This window comes from Treponema sp. UBA7570 (assembly GCA_002477955.1).
GTDB lineage: Bacteria > Spirochaetota > Spirochaetia > Treponematales > Treponemataceae > Treponema_D.
Genome location: DLLE01000028.1, coordinates 61,415 through 80,334, shown reverse-complemented (window position 1 = coordinate 80,334; position 18,920 = coordinate 61,415). Strand labels below are relative to the sequence as shown.

18 protein-coding genes are annotated in these 18,920 nt (G+C 38.3%); 13 read left to right on the top strand and 5 right to left on the bottom strand.

Annotated elements, in window-relative coordinates:
- The first annotated feature begins 1 nt into the window (after position 1).
- From murG to B4N75_RS03080, 5 genes are all read left to right on the top strand, one after another.
- Positions 2–1,156, top strand: a complete 1,155-nt coding sequence (gene murG / locus B4N75_RS03100) for an undecaprenyldiphospho-muramoylpentapeptide beta-N-acetylglucosaminyltransferase (RefSeq protein WP_296667459.1) — start codon at positions 2–4, stop codon at positions 1,154–1,156.
- Positions 1,157–1,408: 252 nt separating this feature from the next.
- Positions 1,409–1,888 (top strand): CvpA family protein, encoded by a 480-nt coding sequence (locus tag B4N75_RS03095; RefSeq protein WP_296019821.1) that lies wholly within the window; start codon positions 1,409–1,411, stop codon positions 1,886–1,888.
- On the top strand, positions 1,888–3,123 hold the full coding sequence (locus B4N75_RS03090; RefSeq protein WP_296667461.1) for a DNA polymerase III: 1,236 nt from the start codon (positions 1,888–1,890) through the stop codon (positions 3,121–3,123). The genes B4N75_RS03095 and B4N75_RS03090 overlap by 1 nt, the downstream gene beginning before the upstream one ends.
- 163 nt (positions 3,124–3,286) lie before the next feature.
- Positions 3,287–4,525: a two-component system sensor histidine kinase NtrB gene (locus tag B4N75_RS03085; RefSeq protein WP_296019816.1), complete on the top strand. Its 1,239-nt coding sequence runs from the start codon at positions 3,287–3,289 to the stop codon at positions 4,523–4,525.
- Entirely contained in the window at positions 4,522–5,889 is a 1,368-nt protein-coding gene (locus B4N75_RS03080; protein ID WP_296706559.1) for a sigma-54-dependent transcriptional regulator, read from the top strand. The genes B4N75_RS03085 and B4N75_RS03080 overlap by 4 nt, the downstream gene beginning before the upstream one ends.
- Before the next feature lie 42 nt (positions 5,890–5,931).
- Here B4N75_RS03080 and B4N75_RS03075 read toward each other — a convergent pair whose 3' ends face one another.
- The 3 genes from B4N75_RS03075 to B4N75_RS03065 form a co-directional block, all read right to left on the bottom strand.
- Complete coding sequence (locus B4N75_RS03075) at positions 5,932–6,372, bottom strand: hypothetical protein (RefSeq protein ID WP_296667464.1); 441 nt, start codon at positions 6,370–6,372, stop codon at positions 5,932–5,934.
- A gap of 40 nt (positions 6,373–6,412) precedes the next feature.
- On the bottom strand, positions 6,413–7,708 hold the full coding sequence (locus B4N75_RS03070; RefSeq protein WP_296019810.1) for a glucose-1-phosphate adenylyltransferase: 1,296 nt from the start codon (positions 7,706–7,708) through the stop codon (positions 6,413–6,415).
- Between the two features lie 115 nt (positions 7,709–7,823).
- Positions 7,824–9,236, bottom strand: a complete 1,413-nt coding sequence (locus B4N75_RS03065) for a putative bifunctional diguanylate cyclase/phosphodiesterase (RefSeq protein WP_296019807.1) — start codon at positions 9,234–9,236, stop codon at positions 7,824–7,826.
- 337 nt (positions 9,237–9,573) lie between these two features.
- Here B4N75_RS03065 and flgF point away from each other — a divergent pair, with 337 nt between their 5' ends.
- From flgF to B4N75_RS03050, 3 genes are read left to right on the top strand one after another with little or no spacing between them, the layout of a single operon-like run.
- Complete coding sequence (gene flgF, locus B4N75_RS03060) at positions 9,574–10,368, top strand: flagellar basal-body rod protein FlgF (protein ID WP_296667466.1); 795 nt, start codon at positions 9,574–9,576, stop codon at positions 10,366–10,368.
- Between the two features lie 18 nt (positions 10,369–10,386).
- A complete protein-coding gene (flgG, locus tag B4N75_RS03055) occupies positions 10,387–11,181 on the top strand; it encodes a flagellar basal-body rod protein FlgG (protein ID WP_296019801.1) in 795 nt (264 codons plus the stop codon).
- A 19-nt stretch (positions 11,182–11,200) separates the two neighbouring features.
- Positions 11,201–11,734: a rod-binding protein gene (locus B4N75_RS03050; protein ID WP_349675707.1), complete on the top strand. Its 534-nt coding sequence runs from the start codon at positions 11,201–11,203 to the stop codon at positions 11,732–11,734.
- Between the two features lie 3 nt (positions 11,735–11,737).
- Here B4N75_RS03050 and pyrE read toward each other — a convergent pair whose 3' ends face one another.
- Entirely contained in the window at positions 11,738–12,424 is a 687-nt protein-coding gene (gene pyrE, locus B4N75_RS03045) for an orotate phosphoribosyltransferase (RefSeq protein WP_296693581.1), read from the bottom strand.
- A gap of 150 nt (positions 12,425–12,574) precedes the next feature.
- Complete coding sequence (cdd, locus tag B4N75_RS03040; RefSeq protein ID WP_296706558.1) at positions 12,575–12,964, bottom strand: cytidine deaminase; 390 nt, start codon at positions 12,962–12,964, stop codon at positions 12,575–12,577.
- A gap of 104 nt (positions 12,965–13,068) precedes the next feature.
- On the opposite strand from cdd, the gene B4N75_RS03035 reads away from it, so the two are divergent.
- The 5 genes from B4N75_RS03035 to B4N75_RS03015 all read left to right on the top strand — a co-directional run.
- Positions 13,069–13,497: a hypothetical protein gene (locus tag B4N75_RS03035; RefSeq protein WP_296667473.1), complete on the top strand. Its 429-nt coding sequence runs from the start codon at positions 13,069–13,071 to the stop codon at positions 13,495–13,497.
- Between the two features lie 83 nt (positions 13,498–13,580).
- A complete protein-coding gene (gene leuB / locus B4N75_RS03030; RefSeq protein WP_296667475.1) occupies positions 13,581–14,675 on the top strand; it encodes a 3-isopropylmalate dehydrogenase in 1,095 nt (364 codons plus the stop codon).
- Between the two features lie 204 nt (positions 14,676–14,879).
- Entirely contained in the window at positions 14,880–16,586 is a 1,707-nt protein-coding gene (locus tag B4N75_RS03025) for a DUF5312 family protein (RefSeq protein ID WP_296667477.1), read from the top strand.
- Positions 16,587–16,596: 10 nt separating this feature from the next.
- A complete protein-coding gene (locus tag B4N75_RS03020; RefSeq protein WP_296667479.1) occupies positions 16,597–17,520 on the top strand; it encodes a polyphenol oxidase family protein in 924 nt (307 codons plus the stop codon).
- A 30-nt stretch (positions 17,521–17,550) separates the two neighbouring features.
- Positions 17,551–18,920 (top strand): FeoB small GTPase domain-containing protein (locus B4N75_RS03015; protein WP_296706557.1); only part of this gene is annotated, 1,370 nt, incomplete at its 3' end.

Genomic DNA, 18,920 nt, shown 5'->3' with positions numbered 1-18,920 from the left:
GATGAGCATAAGAATTGTTTTTGCTGGTGGCGGAACAGGCGGACATATTTACCCTGGACTTGCCGTTGCCGATGAATTAAAGAAAATTGCAAAAAAAAATAATCTTAAAATAAAAATTTACTGGTTCGGAAATTCTTCCGGAATGGACAGAACCCTTGTCGAAAAAAGCGGAAGTGCCGACAGGTTTTGCGCAGTTCCTTCCGGTAAACTCCGGCGATATTTTTCAATAAAAAACTTTTTTGATGTTTTTAAAATTATCGCGGGAATTGCAGTTTCTTTTTTCAGGCTTTTATTTATTCGTCCGGCTGTTGTTTTTTCTAAAGGCGGATATGTTTCTGTTCCTCCTTGTTTTGCCGCGCGAATTTTGCGGATTCCTGTTTTTACGCATGAATGTGATTTTACACCAGGACTTGCAACAAAAATAAATTCGCGCTTTGCTTCAAAAATTCTGGTTTCTTATCCAGAAACTGTAAAATTTATTCCAAAGAGCAAGCAGAGCCTTGCCGTTGTGACTGGAAATCCTGTTCGCCCTGTGTTTTATGAAGCTGATGCACAGAAAGGACGGAAATTTCTTTTTGAAGGAAAGAATGCGGATTTAAAAAAGCCTGTTCTTCTTGTGCTCGGTGGAAGCCTTGGCGCTCATCAGTTGAATGAACTTGTTGTAGAAAATTTGGCCTGGCTGACAGAGCATTTTAACGTAGTTCATCAATGTGGTTCAAAAGATGCAAGTTTTGTTCCTGCTCAAACGGACAGTTATTTTCCTTATCCGTTTATTTATGAGCAGATGCCGGACGTTATTGCTTGTGCGGACGTTATTCTTTCGAGGGCAGGGGCAAATACTGTCTGGGAAAGCGCTGTTGAAAAAAAGCCTTCTGTTCTTATTCCGTTATGTGGAAATGGAACTCGAGGTGATCAAGTTGACAATGCAAATTTCTTTAAGGAGCGTGGAGCTGCTTTTGTATTGACTGGAAACGAAGCTATTTTTGAAAATTTAAAAAATTGTCTTGAAAAACTCTTGGATAAAAAAGAAAGAGATTTGATGTCTAAAAAAATGGCAGAACTTGTATCTGGAAAAAGAGCTTCCTTAAAAATTGCTGAATTGATTTTAAAAAATATTGAAAAATATGGAGATATGATAAAAATTACAAGGAAGTAATTTTTATCAGCATAGTTTGCTCAAGCGTTGCTTTCACAAACTGTGATTCTCGCCATCCATGGCTCGCCGCTAACGCGGACTTTTTATAGGAGTGTAAGATAAAAACAGCCGAAAATGGCGTCTGTTTTTATCTTTAAAAGTTTGGTTGCAAACTTTCTTATAATCTGTTGTTTCTTACTTTGTTGCGAAGCAACTTAAAAAGTCAATCCTAAGACTGAAGTTTTAATATTGACTTTTTATAGGAGAAAAATAATGCATTTTGGCTTTATTGATGTAGTTTTTTTTATAATAGTTTTATTTTTTGCGATAGCTGCTTGTGCAAAAGGTTTTTTAAAGGAATTGTTCGGAAAACTTGCTCTTGTTGCTGGAATTCTTGTCGCCGTGTTTTTTTGCGGCAGTTTAAGTCCTTTTCTTGAAAAAATAATAAAAATAAAGAGCGTTTGTCTTGTTATTTCATTTATACTTCTGTTTATAGTTGTTTTTTTATTCGTAAAAATTTTGCAGACGGTTATTGCAGGAATTTTTAAAGGTGAAATCTTAAAAAGTCTTGATAAAATTTTGGGATTTGCTATTGGAATGGCCGAAGGACTTGTAATTGTCAGCGCAATTGTAATCGTGTTAAAAGCTCAGCCGTGGTTTTCTACTGATTTTATTGATAGTACATTTTTTTGGACATATTTTTCACCAATTCTTGCAAAACCAATTGTAACTTTGGGAGCGGTTTTTGTCTAATGTTTGAAAATCTTCTGTATCAGGACGCGGCCTCTCTTTTGATGCTCGATATAAAAAACAAAACACTTCCTTCTTCGATTTTGCTTTCTGGTCCTCAATCTTCCGGAAAACTGACATGTGCGCTTGAGCTTGCAAGAATTCTTTCTTGTACAGAACATTTGCCAGAAAAAAAAGGAAACTGGCTTTGCAACTGTCCTTCCTGCCGAAAGCAAAAAGAACTTGCCGGAACAAATATCATTTTGGCGGGTCCTCGTGACTGTTCCCTGGAAATTCTTGCTGCCACAAGAACTCTTTTGGACGCTGGAGCAAATAATTATTCACATTTGCCTGCTGCCCGTTACCTTTATATTCGTTCTGTTCGGAAGCTTGTTTTGCGTTTTAGCCCTGTATTGTGGGAAGGCGATGACAAGCTTTCAAAGCTTTCGCCGCTTGTAGAAGAAATAAACGAACAGCTTGAACGCCTTAACCCTGAATTTCCTGTTCCTGCGAATGAAGAGCTTGAAGAAATTACAAAAAAAGTTCTTCAGTCTGCGCAAAAACTGGAATCAATTTTTATGTACGATTCTCTTCCTATTGACCATATCAGAAAGGCTGCTTTTTGGACAAGAATGAAATCTAATGACGGAAAAAAAGTTCTTATTATAGAAAATGCGGACAAAATGAACGAAAGTTGTAGGAATGCGCTTTTAAAAATTCTTGAAGAACCGCCGGAAGATGCTGTATTCATTCTTACGACTGCGAGCCGTGGAGCCGTAATGCCGACTATTCTTTCGAGGGTTCGCACTTACAGTTTTGTCGAACGTACTCAAAATCAGCAGCGCGAAGTAATTGAAAGGGTTTTTCATGACAGCGCTGACAAGGGAAACGGGCAAATTCAAGAATATTTACAGACTTTTTTGCCAGTTTCTCCCAAAGATATAAAATCAACGGCGGATTTTTTTTATAACGGAATTAGGGAAAATAAACTTATTCAAATTAGCGAAATCGTAAAAAAATGCGAAGATTTTGAGCCGCGCACAATGTTCAAAATTTTTTTGCAGGGAATTCTTGAATCTCAAAAAAATCCGGTTGAAAAAAATGAGAATTCTGGACGAAACGCAGAAGTCGAAATAAAAAACATTCAGGCTGTAAGGCAGTGTTTTAACAATGTTTCTGTTTATAATCAAAAACCAGTTGCAGCATTGGAAAAACTTTACAGGGATTTGGCGGGAATCAGAAAGGCGAATCTGTTTTAAAACTGTCTGAACAAAAATTACGGATTGGATTATGGAGGAGGCATGATAAAAATTGCATCTTTGTAATTTTTATAACCATATTTTGCTCAAAGCGTTGCTTTCTCAAACTGTGGTTCTCGCCATCCGTGGCTAGCCGTTAACGCGGAGTTTTATTGGAGGATTTATGCAGGAATTTTCAAATCGCGTATATGAAAAGCTTTCAAAATTGTCTCCAGGGCAGATTGAGCTTTTTTTTAACGAAATAAAAAATCAAAACGAAGTTTTTCAGTCAATTTTTCAATCTCTTTCTACTGGACTTGTAAGCGTAGAAAAAAACTGGAAAGTTACTCAGATAAATAAAGCTGCTGAACGCTATCTGCCTTTAAAATCTTCTCCAGAAGAAAACCGGAATCAAAAATTTTACGATTTTATTGATGATGAAGAAATTTGTAAATTTTTAAAAGGCTGCGATGAAAATAACTGCACAAATTTGAGCGAAGAATACACGGTTTCTACGCCTGGCGGTTCTGTAAGATTTATTGAAATTTCTGTAATTCCACTTGTTCAAAATAACGAAATCTCCGGCAGCATAATAATGATTGAAGATGTAACTCAAAAGCGTAGTCAGGAAGTTTTGCTTCATCGAATGGAAACCATGGCCGGTCTTACAAACATTGCTGCAAGCGTTGCTCACGAAATAAAAAATCCGCTTGGAGCAATAAGCATTCATATTCAACTTTTGCAAAAGGCGATCAGAAAAAAGCGGGAAGGCGATGGAATGTTGCCAGATCCGAAGTTTACAGAGAATTATCTTGAAGTTGTAAACCAGGAAATTGACCGTTTGAACAAGATTGTTGTTGATTTTTTAATGGCAGTTCGTCCTGTTTCTGCAAATTTTTCGCTCGTAAAGGTAAATGCTCTTTTAACAGATTTTATTGGTTTTATAACGCCTGAATTTAACGAAAAAAAAATCAAGGTTGAATCCGAACTTTGCAAAGAAGATCCAAAGCTTTTAATTGATGAAAAACTTTTTAGAGAAGTGCTGGTAAATATTGCTCAAAACGCGCTTGCTGCAATCGAAGATCGGTTCCACGCAAGCATAAAGGCAAACGCTTTTGAAGAAGTGTTTTTTGGAAAAATTCTTATAAAAACAGAAGCAAAAGATGATAGATTTATTTTGAAAATTTCGGACAACGGCACGGGAATGAGCGAAGAAGTAAAATCCCGAATTTTTGAGCCTTATTACACGACAAAAGCAAACGGCACTGGTTTGGGAATGGCAATGTCCTATAAAATCATAAAAGAATTTTCTGGAGATATTAGCGTTGATTCGGTTTTGGGCGAAGGTTCTGAATTTACAATTACGATTCCAATTCCGCAGACGCAGAAAAAACTTTTGACTCACGATGAGGAGGGCAGATGAAATTTACACTTTTGGTAATTGATGATGAAAAAAATATCCGTGAAGGACTTGCTGCCGACTTTGAAATGGACGGCTATGATGTAAAAATTGCCGCAAACGGCGATGAAGGTCTGGAATTTCTTTCAAAAGGCGATATTGACCTTGTAATTACAGATTTGAGAATGCCTGGAACAAACGGAGAGGATGTCTTAAAAAAAGTGACACGCGAAATGCCGGGAATTCCTGTAATTGTTTTAACAGGCCACGGTTCAATTGATGCTGCCGTATCCGCAATGCAAAACGGTGCGTACGATTTTTTGACAAAGCCTCTCAATCTTGAGCATTTGGAACTTGTTGTAAAGCGGGCGCTCAAGGGCAGGGAGCTTAGCTTGCAGCATCAGGAGCTTTTATCCGAAGTTAAGTCAAAATCGTCAGACAATATGGTTGGAAAAAGTCCTTCCCTTCAAAAAGTAAACAATCTTATAAACAAGGTTGCAGATTCAAAGATAAGCATATTGATAACGGGGGAAAGCGGCGTTGGAAAAGAAGTTGTTGCGGATGCAATTCAGCAAAAATCTTCAAGACGGGACAAGCCTTTTATAAAAGTGCATTGTGCGGCTTTAAGCGAGTCTTTGCTCGAAAGCGAACTTTTTGGTCATGAAAAAGGCGCTTTTACTGGCGCTGAAACTCTGCATAAAGGCAAATTTGAGCTTGCTGACGGCGGAACAATTTTTTTGGACGAAATCGGCGAAATAAATCCAGGAGTTCAAGTTAAGCTTTTAAGAGTTTTGCAGGAAAAAAAGTTTGAACGCGTTGGCGGAGAAAAAACGATTGAGGTCGATGTCCGTGTAATTTCTGCCACAAACAAAAAACTCGAAGATGAGGTAAAACAAAAACATTTCCGCGAAGATCTTTATTTTCGCCTTAAGGGAATTGAAATTACGGTGCCGCCATTGCGTGAGCGAAAAGACGATATTCCGCTTTTGCTAAACAATTTTCTTTCAAAATACAACAAGGAAAACAACAAGAATATAAAAGGCTTTTCTAATTCTGCAAAAAATATTCTTTTCAATTATGATTGGCCTGGAAACGTGCGTGAACTTCAGCATTGCGTGGAAAGTGCCGTCGTTATGGCGAGCGGAGATGAAATTCAGGCGGAAGACTTGACGATTCAACTGGAAAACAAAAAAAACAGTTCGGGAATTCTTGTGCCTTATGGAATTAGCCTTGAAGATGCCGAAAAAATGATTATTCTTGAAAATCTTGAATTGAACAACGGAAACAAAACAAAGACAGCGGATATTTTAAAAATCGGAAGAAAAACTCTTCACCGCAAGCTGAACGAATACGGCCTTGCGGCAAGTTCCGAGCCGGAAGAAGAATAACTTTTATCATATTAAAATGAAAAACTGCTTTTTGCGTTGTTTTTAGTTTTTTAAGTTTTTTGCTAAAATCTTGGAAAACCACTCTTCGAGAATTTTCCAGTTTGAGAGAATCTGTTCTGTTTTTTCTTTTGTAATTTTTCTCATAATTTCATTGTCGGCATTTTTATCAGGATGAAACCGTATAATTTTTTTTCTAAACTGCTTTTTTGCGTCTTCTAAAGACATTTCGTCTGTTATGCCGATTATTGCCGCGGCTTTTTGAATTTCTGTTCCTGCGTTTTTTAGTAAAATTTTATTTTTAAGCGGATTTTTCTCATAAGGCTTTTTTTTATTCTTCCATTGAACTGAATCTATGCATATTTTTTTTTCTCTTTCTTCTTCATAAGATTTTTGTTCTATATTCAGAGAGGAATGTTCTTTTTCGTAAAAAAAATTGCCGGATTCAATCGCTTCGCTGAGCAGTTCTCCCAGTTTATCATACATAGAATCCGGCATTTTTCGTATTTCCTTTTGCTTTATTTTTTTAGATAATTGTTCCGGCAGGAATTACAGTGCCTTTTCTGATTACGACAATGCCGTCCGCAGAGTAGAAAAGTCCATGGTCGCCATCTTCATATTTTTTGCCGCTTATGTTAATCTGGCAGTTGTCGCCGATTGCCGCATTTTTGTCGATGATTGTGCTTGCAATTTGGCAGTTTTTGCCGATTCCAATGTTTGGTTTTCCGATTTCTTCATTCTTCTTTTTTGTGTCTTCTGTTTCGTAGAAGTCTGAACCCATCGTAATTACGCCATTTAACTCACTGCCGTTTTCGATTACAGAACGAACTCCGATTACAGAGTGCTTGAGCTTTGCTTTTGTAATTACACATCCTTCTGAAGTCAAAGAATTTTCAATTTCTGCGCCGTTGATTTTTGATGGCGGAAGGTTTCTCATGTGAGTGTAAATTGGCTCTTCAACGTCATAAAGGTTGAAAGCAGGATTGTATTCTGTCAAATCGAGAGTTGCATTGTAGAAACTTCTAATTGTTCCAATATCTTCCCAATAACCGTCAAAAATATAAGAATTTACCTTTTTTGTTTTGATTGATTTTGGAATGATTTCTTTTCCGAAGTCCGTATAGCTGTTGTCCAAGGCTTCTTCCATTGTCTTTGCGTTGAAAATGTAAATTCCCATAGAAGCGAGATATTCTTTTTCAGGAGGAAGGTCGCCGCGTGCATTCTGAGGAATTTTCCAGTCAGAAATATCTAAATCTTTTGCAGGCTTTTCTTGAAATGCCGTAATCTTGTTTTTTGAGTCGATTTTCATAATTCCAAAGCCAGAAGCATCCTGGCGGTTTACTGCTGTTGTAGCAATAGTGATGTCAGCTCCGCTTTGAATATGGCTGTCCATAAAGGCTTTTAAATTCATTCTATAAAGCTGGTCGCCTGAAAGAATTATGTAATGCGTAGGATTAGCCGATTTAAAGTGAATCATATTTTTGCGTACAGCATCTGCTGTTCCTTCAAACCAGCCAGAATTTTCTAGTGTTTGTTCAGCTGCAAGAATTTCTACAAATCCGCCAGAAAAATTGTCGAAATTGTATGTTCTTGTAATGTGATGGTGTAAAGATGCGCTGTTAAACTGAGTAAGCAGATAAATTTTTCTGTAACCTGAATTGATGCAGTTGGAAATTGGAATGTCAACGATTCTGTATTTTCCGCCAAAAGGTACTGCTGGTTTTGAACGCTCCTTTGTGAGAGGGTAAAGTCGGGTTCCTTTTCCACCTCCAAGAATAATTGCAATTACCCTTGTTTTTTCTGTTGTGTTTTTTGTGCTCATAAGTGACTCCCATATTTCGCTGCAACATTCATTGCATTTTTTTAATATATTTAATTATAAATCTAGTTTTTTCAGTTTTCAAACAAATTTGAATCAGGATTTTATTATTGCCTGTTTATTTATGTTCATCACTTTTTTTAGCATCAGTTTTTTCGGTTTTATCCGTTGAATCATCATTTTTTTTAGAATCAAAATTATCCGGATTATCCAAAAGTTCCTTAAATTTGTTTTGCGGCATAGGTTTTGCATAGAAATAGCCTTGAACAATGTCGCAGCCCATTTTTTTTAACAGAGCAGACTGTTTTGCATCTTCAACACCTTCTGCAACTGTCGCCATATCCAGATTTTTTGCCATGTTTATGACAGAATTTATAATTATGTGCTCTTTTTCCGTATTTTGCGTATTTAAGAATTCTTTGTCGAGCTTGATTACATTTGCCGGCAAATCTTTTAAAAGACTGAGAGAAGAAAATCCAGAACCAAAATCATCGACAGAAATAGAAAATCCTGCATTTTTAATTTCGTTCATAGCTTTTAAAAGACGTTCTTTATTGTCCATCATCAGGCTTTCTGTAAGTTCAATTTCGATTTTTGAAGGCGCGATTTCGTATTTTGAAGCAATATCGTGGTAAATTTTTGCGACATCTGGATTATAAAGCTGGACTCTAGAAAGGTTGCAGCTAATTGTGAGAGGCTGTTTTTCTTTTTTATCTTTTTGAGATTTGTTCCAGCGGTCAAGAAACTGGCATACGTTTTCAAAAACGAGCAAATCGATTTTTTCAATAAAACCGTTTTTTTCAAACATCGGAACAAAATATGAAGGTGTCAAAAGTCCTCTTTTTTTGTGATTCCAGCGGACAAGAGCTTCTGCGCCGATTATTTTTTCTGTATTGAAAAGGAATTTAGGCTGGTAGTAAACGACAAATTCGTTTTCCTTAAAAGCTCTTTCCATGTCAAAAATTATATCTTTTTCAAGCTGGCTGTTAATTTCCATTTGGGAAGTAAAAACGCATATTCGCTTTGGATTCAGGCTTGATTTTCCGAGTTTTCTTGCAGTCTGCGCCTTGTCCAAAATCATCAGTGGTTCTTCGTTTGGATCTTTTATTTCGTAAACGCCGACTGAAAATTCAATTTTAAAATGCTGAGGCAAAAGTTTTTTGATTTTGCCGTTTACAGTCGTCATTGTTACGATTATGTCTTCGAGAACTGGAAGAACTGTCGACTTAATGAGAAACGCAAAGTTGTCGTTGTAGTTTCTGCACAGAAGCGAGCCTTTTGGAGCGGTTTTGCTAAAAAGTGAACCAAGCTCCGACAAAAGCTTATTTCCGTTGTCTTGACCGAAAACCTGAGTTATGTAACGGAATGAATTGATGTCGAGCGACACGAGAGAATACTGGACATTTTTTGCTCTTTTTAGAGTTTTTTTTACCTCGGCAAGAAACTTCTTTGTAGTTAAAAGTCCTGTAAGGTCGTCTCTAAAAAGACTTTTTTTTAACCATCTGACAGCAAAAATAAGTGCTGCTGTCAAAATTAACAATATAGTTATAAAAATTGATATAAAAATTTTATTCACGGTAAACCAACTGTTTTTAAGCAAAACTCAAGCCACAAAATACAAAGATAATTATAACATTTTTTCTTTAATTATTCTAAAAAAATTTAACTTAATTTAAAAACAAATTAACAATTTTCTTAACTTTGGACAAACTGGAGTTTTTTGAAAAAAGAATTAGTGCCAAAAAGCGCATTGACCGGTCAGAGTAAAAAAAATGCAGTCAAAATTCAAAATCAAATTGCTAAACTCAAAAAAAATGGTTTCCGATAATAAAAGTGTAGCGTATTTTTTTGCGTTTTTGGGAGCGAATATGATTAGAGGTTGGTACATTGGTTCGAGCGGAATGAATGCACAGCAGAACAGGCTGGATGCTATTTCTAATAATCTGGCAAACGTTGATACTGCTGGTTATAAAAGCGATATTTCTGTAAGCAAGTCTTTTCCGGAACTTCTTTTAAGACGAACTCAGGCGGACGGTGTTTATAAAACTTCCGTAGGCTCGGCAGACGTTGCTCCAATTATTGGAAAACTTGGGCTTGGTGTTGAAACAAACGAAAATTTTACAAAATTTGAACAGGGCTCTTTCCGTTCTACAAATTCTGCTTCTGACATGGCTCTTAGCGGCGAAGGTTTTTTTGCTGTTCAAACTCCAGTTGGCGAACGCTACACAAGAAACGGTAATTTCTTGCTCGGAAAAGAAGGAATTCTTGAAACAAAAGACGGTTATCCTCTTATGGGCGAAAATGGTGCAATTCACGTTGAGGACGATAAATTTACCGTAAACGAAGACGGAATGATTTATTCAAAAGATGGAGAGCTCATTGACCGCATAAAAGTTGTTCGTTTTGACAATGAGCGCTATCTCAAAAAAATGGGAAACAGTTTGTGGTCAAGCAATGATATTTCTGGGGAGGCTTATGTTGCTGAAGGCTTTGAACGTCCAAAAATGATGCAGGGATATATGGAAACAAGCAACGTAAATGTTGTTAATGAAATGGTAAAAATGATTGAAGTAAACCGTGCTTACGAAGCGAGCCAGAAAACAATTCAGAGCGAAGATTCGATGATGTCTACTCTTTGGACAAAAGTCGCTGCTTATCGTTAATTTTAGGAGGGGCAAAAAATGGTAAGAAGTTTGTGGACGGCCGCAACTGGAATGAACGGCCAGCAGTCTAATATCGATGCAATTTCAAACAACCTTTCAAATGTAAACACGACAGGTTTTAAACAGCAGCGTGTTGAATTTGAAGATCTTTTATATCAGAACGTAAAGCTTGCAGGCACTCCTGCAACAGAAGACACTGTAACTCCAGTTGGAATCCAGCAGGGTAGCGGTGTAAAAGTTGCCGCAACACAGAGAATTTTCAGCCAGGGATCTTTGCAAAACACTGGAGTTGATACGGACATTGCTGTTGTAGGCGACGGTTTTTTCCGTGTTCAGCAGTATGATGGAAGTTTTGCCTATACCCGCGACGGTTCTTTTAAGGTTGATATGAACGGTCAGCTTGTAAATTCAAACGGTTTGCGCGTTATGCCGGAAGTTATTTTACCAGAAGGTTATGATATTCACTCTCTTGCCGTTACAGATGACGGTCGTGTAAGCGTAAAAATTTTTGGCCAGAATGACCCGATAGACGTAGCTCAGCTTGAAATTTACCGTTTTCCAAACAATGCCGGCCTTGAAGCCGCTGGAGACAACCTTTACAAGGTGACAAACGCTTCTGGAGAGGCTGTTGCAGGTCGTCCGGGATATGACGGTTTTGGCGTTACAAAACATAAATTTGTCGAAATGTCGAATGTTTCTGTTGTAAACGAAATGGTTCAGATGATTGTAGCCCAGCGCGCTTACGAGTTTAACTCAAAGGCTATTCAGACAACGGATTCAATGCTCAGCACGGCAGTAAATCTTAAACGATAGTTTTTTAAGGTGAATTAAAATGATGACGGTCGGTGGAATCAGTTCAATAACAAACGGACAGGGCGCTTTTCAAGGTTCAAAAATCAATGCCGAAAAAGGAAAGTTTGAAGAGCTTGTGCGTTCAGTTTACGGAGAATCTTCTTCAATCGGAAAATCAGTTTCTTCCAGCCAGGTTTTGCCAGAAGGAAGACTGAATGGCGATTATGGAACTGGTTTTGCCAGAACTTTTTATTCCGTTGCCGACAAAAATTCTCAGCCTGTCGGAGCCGCCGCAAATCAGGCAAATCCAAACGTAAAAACTCAAGCTATTGACCGTACTTCAAAGCTCTACGAAAAATCTCTCGAACTTGAATCGTATTTTGTAAAAATGATGGTGAGCCAGATGCGCAAAACCGTCGTAAAAGCCAGCGGCGAAAGCGATTTTGCTTCAAAAATGTACGAAGACATGCTTTTTGACGAGTATTCAACTTCAATGACAAAAAATGCCGGATTCGGACTTGCTGATCAGATTTACCTTCAGCTTGCCAAAAATCCGGTTAGCGTAGAAGCATAATTTTTACTTTGCGCCGTATAAACTGTAGTAAGAATCCATTTCTTTTTTAATTTCGTCGGTAATTATTTTTTTGTCGCCTTCAGTGTAAAGGTATTCGATTACATCGTTCATAGAAACGATTGCGCGTGCAGGAAAGCCGTACTTTTCAGAAATTACTTCAAGAGCGGCCTTGTCTGAGTCAGGAGCTTTTTCCATGCGGTTGAGAGAAACAATTTCGCCGACAATTTTAATTCCGCCAGTAACTGTTTCCTGAGATTTGATTTTTGGATAAGTTTCTTCGATTGATTTTCCAGAAGTTGTAACATCTTCAATAATGACAACTCTGTCGCCGTCATTTATTTTGTAACCCAAAAGGCTTCCTTTGTCAGCGCCATGGTCTTTTTCTTCCTTGCGGTCAGAGCAATATTTAATTTCTTTTCCATAGAGATCCGAATAGGCGAGGGCTGTGACTACAGCGAGCGGAATTCCTTTGTAAGCCGGTCCAAAAAATACGTCAAAATCATCTCCAAAATTGTCATGAACGGCTTTCGCGTAAAACTCTCCAAGTCGTTTGAGCTGTCCGCCAGTAACATAGGCGCCGGCATTCATAAAAAACGGAGATTTGCGTCCAGACTTTAGGGTAAACGAGCCGAATTTAAGCGCATTGCATTCAACCATAAAATCTATAAATTCTTTTTTGTAATCTTCCATAAAAAACTCCTGTTGATTAGTTCCTGTATTTTAACGCAGATTAAAGCAGATTGAAAAGGCATTTTTAATTTGCCGGGCATCGGGTTCCGCAAAAAATCGCTCCATTGCTTCGCAACGGCTTCGCCGCCCCTCCCATCTCTGGTGCAAAAATTACAGGTTTTCAGGACCAAAACCGTCCGGAAGAAAGTCATTCAGTTTTTTTTCTGTAAAATTTCCTTTATCGTCTGAGCACAAAACTGTTAAATCCGGGGCAAATTCGTACATAAATTGGCGGCAAAGTCCGCATGGAGTGCAAAATTGGTCTGAAGAGCCTGAGATTGCGATTTTAGAAAAACTTTTTTTTCCTTCGCTTATTGCCTTTGACATTGCAGTTCTCTCTGCGCAAATTCCGCATGGATACGAAGCGTTTTCTATGTTGCAGCCTGTAAAAATACTTTCATCGCTGCACAAAACTGCTGCGCCGACCCTGTATTTTGAATAAGGCGAATATGAATTTTTTCTTGCATCAAGCGCAATATTAACAAGTTCTTTGTCAGTCATAAATATTATTTTATAAGAAAAAGGCAGATTTGCAATTAAATTTGAAAATCACTAAGTTTTAATTTATTATAGTGTAATATATTTTTTTACAGGCGGTTTTAGATATGAAAAATACAAAAAAGAATTTTTTTTATGGATTTATGATTCTTATTTTTGCCGGAACTGCTTTTTTTTATTCCTGTAAGATTGTTGACGGAGACGAGCTTCGTGCAGAAAACGAAAATTATCTTCAAAAACTTATCGACCAAAAAGAAGACGGCGAAGAACTTGACCTTTCAAAGATAGAAGACGAATTTTCTTTAAAATCTGTAGAAATCAACAAAGCAATAACTTTGAGCGGCGGTGAAACACAATTCGACATGCAAAATATAGACATTACCGTAAATGTGCCAGGCGTGACTTTAAAAAATCTTGCAAATTTAAATAGTGTAATTTTTGGAGAAGGAATCAAAAAAGACGATATTGCATTAGAAAATTGCGACATAAAAACTTCCAATGAAGACGATACAGCCGATGACGGAAATATTGTATAAAAATATAAAAATTGCTATATTCTTCAGTGAGATTAAAAATATTAAGCAAGACTTAAAAAAACTGTGCTTTTTAGGAGAATATCATGGAAAAAACTATCGCATTGATTCCGGGAGACGGAATCGGTCCTGATGTTGTTGCCGAGGCTGTAAAAGTTCTCGACGCTGTTGCAAAAAAATACGGACACAAATGGACTTACAAAAACGTGATTGCAGGAGGAGCCGCAATCGACAAGTTCGGAAAGCCTCTTCCGCAGGATCAGCTTGACATTTGTCTTTCAAGCGACGCGACTTTGCTCGGAGCGGTCGGCGGACCAAAATGGGACAACGTCGCTCCAGAGATTCGCCCGGAAAAAGCCCTTCTCGGACTTCGCGGCGGAATGAAAGTTTTCGCGAACCTTCGCCCTGCTGTAATGTGGCCTCAGCTTAAAGATGCCTGCCCTCTCAAAGATGAAATCGTCGGAAACGGTCTTGACATTCTCGTCGTGCGCGAGCTTACTGGCGGAATCTACTTTGGAGAGCGCGGAACAAGCGCGGACGGAAAAACAGCTTGGGACACAGAAAAATATTCTTGGGAAGAAATCGAGAGAATCGTTCGCCTCGGATTCCAGTTTGCCGAGAAGAGACAGAAGCACTTGACTGTTGTTGACAAGGCGAACATCTTGAATTCAAGCCGTCTCTGGAGAAAAGTTGCCGAGGAAGTCCACAAGGAATTCAGCGATGTTGCGCTTGACTTCCTTTACATCGACAACGCTTCAATGCAGCTTGTCCGCAATCCGTGCCAGTTTGACGTTATCGCGACAAGCAATATGTTCGGCGACATTCTTACAGACGAGGCGAGCCAGATTACAGGCTCTATCGGAATGTTGGCTTCGGCTTCGCTCGGAGACGGAACAGGGCCAGGACTTTACGAGCCGATTCACGGAACAGCTCCTGACATCGCAGGAAAAGACCTTGCAAACCCTCTCGCAACAATTCTTTCAGCGGCAATGCTTTTGCGCTACAGCTTCAAGCTTGAGACGGAAGCAAAGGCAATCGAGAATGCGGTAACAAAAGTTCTTGATGAAGGCTGGAGAACAGGCGACATTGCAGGCTCTAAGCGCGATGAAGTTAAGGCGGCAGGAAAGCTCGTTGGAACAAAGAAAATGGGCGAGCTTGTTGTGGAAGCTCTTAATAAATAAAAAATTTTACAGTAGTTTCTAAAAAAACAGATAATGGACTGTCTGAAAAATTAAGGCAGTCCATTTTTTTTATCCTGTTTTTTAAAACTTATAGCTTGCGACTCTGAAAAAAAATGCTAGAATGTGCATAAAAACTGTGATATTCTGAAAATACGTTTAGTTTTTTGACTTGTTTTTTTTATTGGGGATTTTTATTGAATAATTATGGAACGAAACTCTTTTGATGCGTTGGTTTCCGGTTTAAGCGAGACTGAACGTCTTACAATGCTGGAAAAAATGAAGTCGACTGGCGAAGAAACAGTTCCGCTTTCATTTGAAGACGGCTCTGACCTTGAAGCGAAAATTCCTTTTTCAGAGCAGATTAAAAACGAATCGATTTTTTTTAGATTTTTTTTGTGGCTAAAATCTATTTTTGCAAACACTTCTATGCAGGTTCTTTACAACGAGCATAAAATTTTACAGATTGCACATTCTGTCGAAAAGAATTGTCCAAATCTGATCGATTCAAAACGTAATATGCTTCTTTCGTCTTTTTACGACAAACTTACCGAATTAAAACTAAGCGCAGATTTTTTTAAGCCCTATATTCTAATTGCAGAATCCGATGAAAATTCATTTCTTGTGTTTTTGGGCTCGCTTGTAATGAGCGAAGTTGAAGAGCGGATGAATGAAGAAGTTGATCCTTATTCTCTTTCAATGGAAAATGGTCCTCGGCCAGAACAGAGAGTGAATCTTCTTCATAAAATGGACGGAATTTTAAATGAAATTCCTGCTGACAGACGAAATTATATGTATGAAGCGGTGCGTTCCTATGAATGGCTCAAACAGTTTTCTAAATTGCCATTTGACCGTTTTATTTCGCTTTTTTCTACAATAGTTGAAAAAAATTACTGTTGCGCCTTCAGTTCTCTCGAAAACGAAATTTCGCTGTTTGCAAAAATTTTGTGCAACGGTGTAAAAATCTATGAAGAAGTTCTTGAGTCGATTTATCTTTTTTCGCGCAAAGGAACGGGTGGACGGACTCTTGATTCAATGGACGAAATCGCGGAAAAAGCAGCAGATTTTATGAAAACGGCAAAATCTCATATTTCAATGATGAGAATGTTTATTACGAGCGTTCCTTTAAAATCGATTGGAAGAGTTGTCTATTCTGATGCTGCATGGATTCCGGAAAATTTTACTGGTGGTGAAGACTGGTTTGTCCGCTATAAAAACAACTGGCGCAAACTTTTTGAAGAAAAATGGAAGGCTTGGGGCGTTGACTGCAAAAAAGAACAGTTAAAAATTGATTTGAACAGAAATTTTGGACTTGAAACTTTTCCTCTTCTGACTGAGCGTCCATGGGCGCTTTTGTGGGGCGGAATGCCGTTCCGTTACGAACTTACGGCCGGTTTTTTGAACTGGTATATGAAAGAAAAATTTCCAGAATTTGAACTGCCTTTAAAAACTGTAATGCTTGAAGGCGATTTTATTCAAAAGGAAAACCGCTCAGAATTCAACGATTCTTTCAATAAATTCATTCAGATTTCGGTCGATTTGCAGTCTCTTAACCGGATGCTTTCTGCTGGCGGCGAATATGGAGTTATTTTTACAAAGCTTCATAGCGAACGTTTGCGCACCTTGCAGGCTCATTCTAAAATTGAGTCGATAATCCGCGGTGTTGAGGGCGATGTCCGTTCTATGCTTTCAAGATTTTGCGATGCCTGTCGAACAATGGAAAACTGTTTTACAGGAATCTTTCTTGAAAAAAAAGACAGCCGTTACGATGCGCTTACAAATCTCGCGCGGCTTGGAGAAAAAAACAACGAGGCGTTTATCGAAAGTCTAAAAAAAGCAAGACAGTCAATTGCAGACGGATATGCTATGATTCGTGAGCTTGAGCAGGTTGACAGCCCGACTTTTTCTAAATAAGGCAGAAATAATGAGCAAAGTAAATTATATTTGCGTTACAAAAAAAATCGAAGAAAAGTCGGAAGATTTAAAATTTATTGTCTTGCCGTTTTATAAAAATGGAGAGCCATTAAAAGACGGCAAAAAATGGGGAATGACACTTCTTTCTGCCGGTTCAATGCGCTTTCGCTGGAACGAAAAAAATATTTTACGAGAAAAGACTTTAAAAGCTATTGCAGAAGAATTGCATCCTCATATTTGCTCCGGGGAATGCGCGCGCGATGAACAAATATGCAATTGCCAGCGTCAGATTGTTAGCATTGAACTTATTCATTCAAAAACAGTTTTTGAAATAAATTCTCAGAGAAGTTCATTTAACAAAAAAGGCGACGGATTGATTACGGACAACAAAATGCTTGTTCCTGTGGTTACAGTTGCCGATTGCGTGCCTCTTTTTTTGTATGATTCGAAAAAAGAAGTTTTTGCAGCCGTTCATTCTGGTTGGAAAGGAACTGGAATAATTGGAGAAGCGGTTAGGCTCGCTGTCGAAAAATATGGTTCAAAAGCGGAAGATATTTGCATTGCTATTGGACCTCATATTGGAAGAGAATGTTATTGTATTGACGAAAACCGAAAAAATTACTTTTTAGAAAATTTTGGTGAATGTGTAGCAAAACTCAAAAATGAAAACTCAGATTCAATTCAAAAAACAGCAGACGGAAAACTTTTGAGTTATTCATTGGATTTGACGAAAGCAAATCTTTTTGTCTTAAAAAAGGCTGGAATTTTGGAAGAAAATATAACAGTTGCAACTGACTGCACCTGTTGTTCAAAATTTTCGGACGGAAAAAACGTATTTGGAAGTTTTAGGCGGCAGGCTGCCTTTTTGCCGGAAAGTGTTTCTTTGGACGAAAAAAGCAGGGCTATGACGGTTCAGGCGGCATTTGTTATTTAAAATAATCTTACAAACAGAAGTGAATAGAATATGGAAACTCTAAAAAATTTGGAAATTGGGAAATCGGCTGTTATCAGCAAAGTTGGCGGAACAGGAGCGTTAAGACAGCATTTTCTTGACATGGGGATGATTCCCGGCGTAAAAGTTACGATGATGAAGCACGCACCTATGGGCGATCCGCTGGAAATCCGAGTTTTTAACTACGAACTGACACTTCGCAAGGACGAAGCCGCCAAAATCGAAATTGGATATAAAGAAAAGCTTTCAGATTCTAACGCAGATTTTTCTGATTCAACGGCAGAAAAAGAAACTTCCACCGCTTCAAACGATTTGCTGACTTCCCATCCAGGACTCGGCGAAGACGGAAAATATCATGAAAAAGAGACCGAAACTCCGCTTCCAGACAGCACGATTTTAACCTATGCCCTTGTCGGAAACCAGAACTGCGGAAAAACAACTCTTTTTAATCAGCTTACAGGCTCAAACCAGCATGTTGGAAATTTTCCGGGTGTTACAATAGACAGAAAAGACGGTGTAATAATAGGTCATCCAAAAACTCTTGTAACAGACCTTCCGGGAATTTATTCAATGTCGCCGTTTACAAGCGAAGAAATTGTTTCCAGAAATTTTGTCCTTAAGGAAAAACCAAAGGCGATTTTAAATATTCTTGACGCCTCTGCAATAGAGAGAAGCCTTTACCTTACTATGCAGCTTCTGGAGCTTGATATTCCCATGGTAATTGCGTTAAATATGATGGATGAACTAACAGGAAACGGCGGTTCAATCAACATAAACGAAATGGAGAATTTGCTCGGCGTTCCAGTTGTTCCAATTTCTGCGCTAAAAAACGAAGGTGTAGACGAACTTGTTCAGCATGCAATCCATATCGCGCACTTTCAGGAAAAACCAGTTCCACAGGATTTTTGCAGCAAAGACGAGGCTGGCGGTGCAGTTCACAGGGCAATCCATGCTGTAATTCACCTTATCCAGGATCATGCCGAAAGGGCAGAAATCCCTATACGTTTTGCAGCAAGCAAAATAATCGAAGGCGACAAAATCATTCTGAATATGCTTGACTTGGATTTTAACGAAATTGAAATGCTTGAGCACATTGTTGTTCAAATGGAAAAAGAATCTGGTCTGGACAGAAGCGCGGCAATTGCAAAAATGCGCTATTCGTTCATCAATAAAATCTGCGGGAAAACCGTAAAAAAACCGCATGAATCAAAAGAACATTTGCGCAGCGAAAAAATCGATAAAATTCTTACAGGAAAATGGACTGCAATTCCAGCTTTTATTCTGATTATGACAACTGTGTTTCTGCTTACATTTAATGTTTTAGGCGCATTTTTGCAGGGGCTTTTGGAAAACGGCATAGACTTTGTTACAAATCTTGCGGC

Excerpts from the sequence above, each read along its gene's own strand:
- murG (WP_296667459.1), top strand. The coding sequence starts at position 2 with ATGAGCATAAGAATTGTTTTTGCTGGTGGCGGAACAGGCGGACATATT.
- B4N75_RS03095 (WP_296019821.1), top strand. The coding sequence starts at position 1,409 with ATGCATTTTGGCTTTATTGATGTAGTTTTTTTTATAATAGTTTTATTT.
- B4N75_RS03090 (WP_296667461.1), top strand. The coding sequence starts at position 1,888 with ATGTTTGAAAATCTTCTGTATCAGGACGCGGCCTCTCTTTTGATGCTC.
- B4N75_RS03085 (WP_296019816.1), top strand. The coding sequence starts at position 3,287 with ATGCAGGAATTTTCAAATCGCGTATATGAAAAGCTTTCAAAATTGTCT.
- B4N75_RS03080 (WP_296706559.1), top strand. The coding sequence starts at position 4,522 with ATGAAATTTACACTTTTGGTAATTGATGATGAAAAAAATATCCGTGAA.
- B4N75_RS03075 (WP_296667464.1), bottom strand. The coding sequence starts at position 6,372 with ATGTATGATAAACTGGGAGAACTGCTCAGCGAAGCGATTGAATCCGGC.
- B4N75_RS03070 (WP_296019810.1), bottom strand. The coding sequence starts at position 7,708 with ATGAGCACAAAAAACACAACAGAAAAAACAAGGGTAATTGCAATTATT.
- flgF (WP_296667466.1), top strand. The coding sequence starts at position 9,574 with ATGATTAGAGGTTGGTACATTGGTTCGAGCGGAATGAATGCACAGCAG.
- flgG (WP_296019801.1), top strand. The coding sequence starts at position 10,387 with ATGGTAAGAAGTTTGTGGACGGCCGCAACTGGAATGAACGGCCAGCAG.
- B4N75_RS03050 (WP_349675707.1), top strand. The coding sequence starts at position 11,201 with ATGATGACGGTCGGTGGAATCAGTTCAATAACAAACGGACAGGGCGCT.
- pyrE (WP_296693581.1), bottom strand. The coding sequence starts at position 12,424 with ATGGAAGATTACAAAAAAGAATTTATAGATTTTATGGTTGAATGCAAT.
- cdd (WP_296706558.1), bottom strand. The coding sequence starts at position 12,964 with ATGACTGACAAAGAACTTGTTAATATTGCGCTTGATGCAAGAAAAAAT.
- B4N75_RS03035 (WP_296667473.1), top strand. The coding sequence starts at position 13,069 with ATGAAAAATACAAAAAAGAATTTTTTTTATGGATTTATGATTCTTATT.
- leuB (WP_296667475.1), top strand. The coding sequence starts at position 13,581 with ATGGAAAAAACTATCGCATTGATTCCGGGAGACGGAATCGGTCCTGAT.
- B4N75_RS03025 (WP_296667477.1), top strand. The coding sequence starts at position 14,880 with ATGGAACGAAACTCTTTTGATGCGTTGGTTTCCGGTTTAAGCGAGACT.
- B4N75_RS03020 (WP_296667479.1), top strand. The coding sequence starts at position 16,597 with ATGAGCAAAGTAAATTATATTTGCGTTACAAAAAAAATCGAAGAAAAG.